This window comes from Microbacterium sp. (assembly GCF_029263575.1).
Lineage (GTDB): Bacteria > Actinomycetota > Actinomycetes > Actinomycetales > Microbacteriaceae > Microbacterium.
Genome location: NZ_JAJUFV010000226.1, coordinates 1 through 3,506 on the forward strand (window position 1 = coordinate 1; position 3,506 = coordinate 3,506).

Annotated in this window: 3 protein-coding genes and 1 pseudogene; 1 reads left to right on the plus strand and 3 read right to left on the minus strand. The window is 65.1% G+C overall.

All coding sequences use genetic code 11. The features are described from left to right. Together Q1J95_RS15270 and Q1J95_RS15275 are read right to left on the minus strand one after the other, a co-directional pair. Nucleotides 1–270 (minus strand): annotated as a pseudogene (locus tag Q1J95_RS15270) (5-methylcytosine-specific restriction system specificity protein McrC); the annotation flags it as partial. Continuing rightward, a complete protein-coding gene (locus Q1J95_RS15275; RefSeq protein ID WP_300269194.1) occupies nt 267–2,507 on the minus strand; it encodes an AAA family ATPase in 2,241 nt (746 codons plus the stop codon). The gene Q1J95_RS15275 and the pseudogene Q1J95_RS15270, both read right to left, overlap by 4 nt. Before the next feature lie 83 nt (nt 2,508–2,590). Between Q1J95_RS15275 and Q1J95_RS15280 the strand changes: the two genes are divergently transcribed. Continuing rightward, nucleotides 2,591–3,157 carry an alpha/beta hydrolase gene (locus tag Q1J95_RS15280; protein WP_300269196.1) on the plus strand — a complete coding sequence of 189 codons (567 nt, stop codon included), beginning with the start codon at nt 2,591–2,593 and terminating at the stop codon, nt 3,155–3,157. Here Q1J95_RS15280 and Q1J95_RS15285 read toward each other — a convergent pair. Further along, nucleotides 3,158–3,506 (minus strand): phosphotransferase (locus tag Q1J95_RS15285; protein WP_300269197.1); only part of this gene is annotated, 349 nt, incomplete at its 5' end.

A 3,506-nucleotide genomic window follows, 5' to 3' on the forward strand; every position in this document is an offset into this window, starting at 1 on the left:
CGCCCTGGTCAGCGAGCGCGCCGCGACCGTGCGCGGGACATCGATGCGACCGCGCACCGTCGCCAGTTCGTCGCGACGGGAACGATAGTCGCGGTGGATCCCGCGCTTCACCTGTGCGCCGACGCCGCGGATGAGGATCTCGGCGAACAGCTCGTGAAGCCGCTCGAACCGTTCGCTCGCGACACGATCGTGGCCCTCGCGGCGAATCGCCTTGAACGCATACGCCAGCATGACATAGACGTTGCGGATGGCGATCGAGCGATCGATCATGCCACAGCCGCTCTGAGCTCGGCAGACCACTGCTCCGCCTTGGCGGGCTCATCGAACCAGTACTCATCCAGCAGGGGGATGAGCTCGTCCTCGACGACGGAGTGCAGCCATCCGTCGTCTTCTTCGCTCTCGACGGGCCGCGAGAGGAAGCTGTGCCCGATGGCGAAGCCCGAGCCGAGGGCGGCATCGTCGGCGATCGCAGCATTGAGCCGCGTGACGACCGACACCAGGGCGTCGAGAGTCGGACTCCCGGCTGCCTGCTGCCAGCGGGTGAATCCTGCGGAGTCGAAACCCGGCGCCATCTCGAAGAACCCGAATCGGCGGCGAAGGGCGTAGTCGAGCACGGCCAGGCTGCGGTCAGCGGTGTTCATCATGCCGATGATGTGCACATTCGACGGAACGGAGAAGGTCTCGTTCTTGTACAACAGGCGGATCTCCTGACCGCGCTTATCCGACTCGATGAGCATCAGCAGCTCACCGAAGATCTTCGAGATGTTTCCGCGATTGATCTCATCGATGATGAAGAAGTACGGCCGGTCGGGGTCGTCGGCGCGCGCCCGGTCGCAGAACCGGTAGAACGGTCCTTCTGCCAGAGAGAAGCCGCCTTCTTCCGTCGGTCGATACCCCATCATGAAATCCTCGTACGAGTAGCTCTGGTGAAACTGCACCATCTGCACCCGGCTCGGATCCTTCGCGCCGATCATCGAGTAGGCCAGCCGCTTCGCGGCAAACGTCTTCCCGACCCCGGGAGGGCCCGCGAGGATCACGTTCTTCTTGCGCTTCAGCAGCGCACGGAGGCGCTCGTACCGCTCCGGGGCGATATAGACCTCGCTGAGGAAGGCGGCATGATCGTATTCGGGTCCGGGTGTCGTCAGCGTCAGGTCATCGGCCTCGTCGTCATCTGTGAAGAGAGCTTCGAGCTCGCCGACGTAGTCGTGGTACGAAGTGATGTCGGTGAGCGTCTTCACCGCGGCGTCCCCGGGATGAACCCACGAGCCGATATCGGTCCACTTCACCGAGCGGACATGCTGGAACGACGCGCGCCCCGGTTCGTGACGAGCGTCCGACGTGACCTCGCCGCGCCCGATGATCTCGCGTCGCCCGCGCTTGGCATAGACGATGTCGCCGACGGCGATCTCGTTCTGGAACTGCCAGATCGCGAGCACGCCGTTCTTCATCGATCCGCCCGACTGGTCGGTGTCGAGCGCCTGTCGAATCGCCTCACGGCTGGGATAGGTGGCGAGGTCGTCGAGGTCATCCCATCCGATCGCCATGATGTTCGCCGTCGAGAACTCGTTCCACTCGGATGCCTGGGCGCCGGGGGAGTACAGCCAGTAATGGCGGGGCCGTGGCTCACGCAGCTCGGTGGCGGAAGCGGTCACCGCCTCGTCGGCGAGAGTCGAATCCCACAGCTCGGCGATGCCCGGGGTCCAGAAGTGGAATGGCTCGGGATGCTCTTGTGTCAACGCGGCTCGGATGCCGAGAAGATCACGATCGATCACGGCGGGGTCATCGCCCGTGCCCGCGCCGATTGTGCTCGCGAGCCCGTCGCGGATCTTCGACTTCATTTTGGTTGACGAGATCGGTTCGAACGCATCGGGGGCTGCGAGAAACTGCATGGCGTTTCGTATGTCGGAGCGGTCGTCGCCGGCGGCGAGCATCACGCGCTGCAGCTCCCACGGATCATTCCGTGCCGATTCGCGGTCTGTCTCGTCTAGGGTGCTCCAGTGCCGCACGAAGTCGCAGACCCAGATGACGTGCCGCCACATCGCGCCGTTGTACCACGAACCCGGTTCGAATCCGGCCGCTCCGGCCGGACGCCCGAGCCACGAGGACATCGGCTCAGGAATCGTCGTCGGCGCGTCGAGATGCGCGAGAACCCGCTCGACGTGGGCCCGGCGGGTCTCCGGCAGCGCTGATCGCAGCGGATGCTCACGCAGGAAGACGATCTCTGCAGCCAGCAGCACGACAGCTCGCCCGGCGCCAGCGAGCTGGAGATCGAGGCGGTCCCACTGCCCATGACCGTCACCGACAAGCTGATTGTCGCTGATCCTCGCGCGGAGCTCTGCTGCCGCCTCCGGTATCCAGATCGACGTACTCGGGTCGATGATCGAAGCGCCGTCGCCGAGCATATGCGCGATCACTTCGCCCGCCTCATTCGCGAGGCGAACGTCAGCTGCGGGCCGCGATGCGGCGATCACGCGGCGGACTTCTTCATCGAACTGCTCCGTAGTCATACCCCCATCTTGCCGGGTTACGCGGCAGGCGCCGTCAAGTAAAGTTGTCTGCGTCCGTCGCCGCGACAGGGAGAGAGCAAGCAGTGACCGAGAAGACGTTCATCGAGCCGGAGGGCCGCGTTGTCCCCTACATCACCGAGGGGGAGGGGCCGGTTGCGCTCGTCTTGATCACCGACCGCGAGCTCGAGGCCGACGGGCTGGGCGTCATCTCGCACTATCTCGTCGAAGAAGCTGGTTTCCACGTGATCCGGGTCGGTGCACGCGCGGGCGAGAACGTCAGCCGAAGCGAACGGGTGGAAGACGCGCTCGCGGTGCTCGATCACCTCGGCCTCGACGACGCCTGGATCGGCGGACACGGCTACGGCGGCACCCTGGCGCGGATCTTCGCCTCTGAGCACACCGATCGCGTGAACGGACTGCTGCTTCTGGGCGTCGAAGACGAGCAGATCGCGCTCGCCCCGGCGATACCCGTGCTGATCGTCCAGGCCTCAGAAGACGACGTCACCCCCGCCGCGAACGCCGAGTCGCTGCGGGCCACGGCGCCCGAGCGCGCCAGCATCAAACGTGTCGAGGGCGCCGGTCACCTCTTCCCGGCCACGCACGCCATCGAGACGGCCGTCATTATCGAGGAATACCTCGACTGGGACTAGTCACGCATCTCCAGGGTTCTCGCGCGGCGGATTCAACTGGGCCGCAGCCGCACGGAGATGCTCGGGATCACCGGTCTGGAGCGCGTAAAGGCCGTAATCCACTGCGGCTGTCGACATCAGCTCAGCGCAGTGCTCAGCGAGCAACGGTGATACGCGCCCGCCGCGGTCGACATACCTTTGAACGGTCGCGTCGAACGCCTTCGGCGAGACACTCGAATGGTGGAAGGCGAAGTCTCGTGCCGGGTCGGTGACCATCGCTGTCGTCCAATCGAGCACCGCGACGATCTCGGTGTCGACCATCAGCTGGTGCGCCGGATAGAGCTCGCCGTGCGTGAAGGTGGTCCGTTCC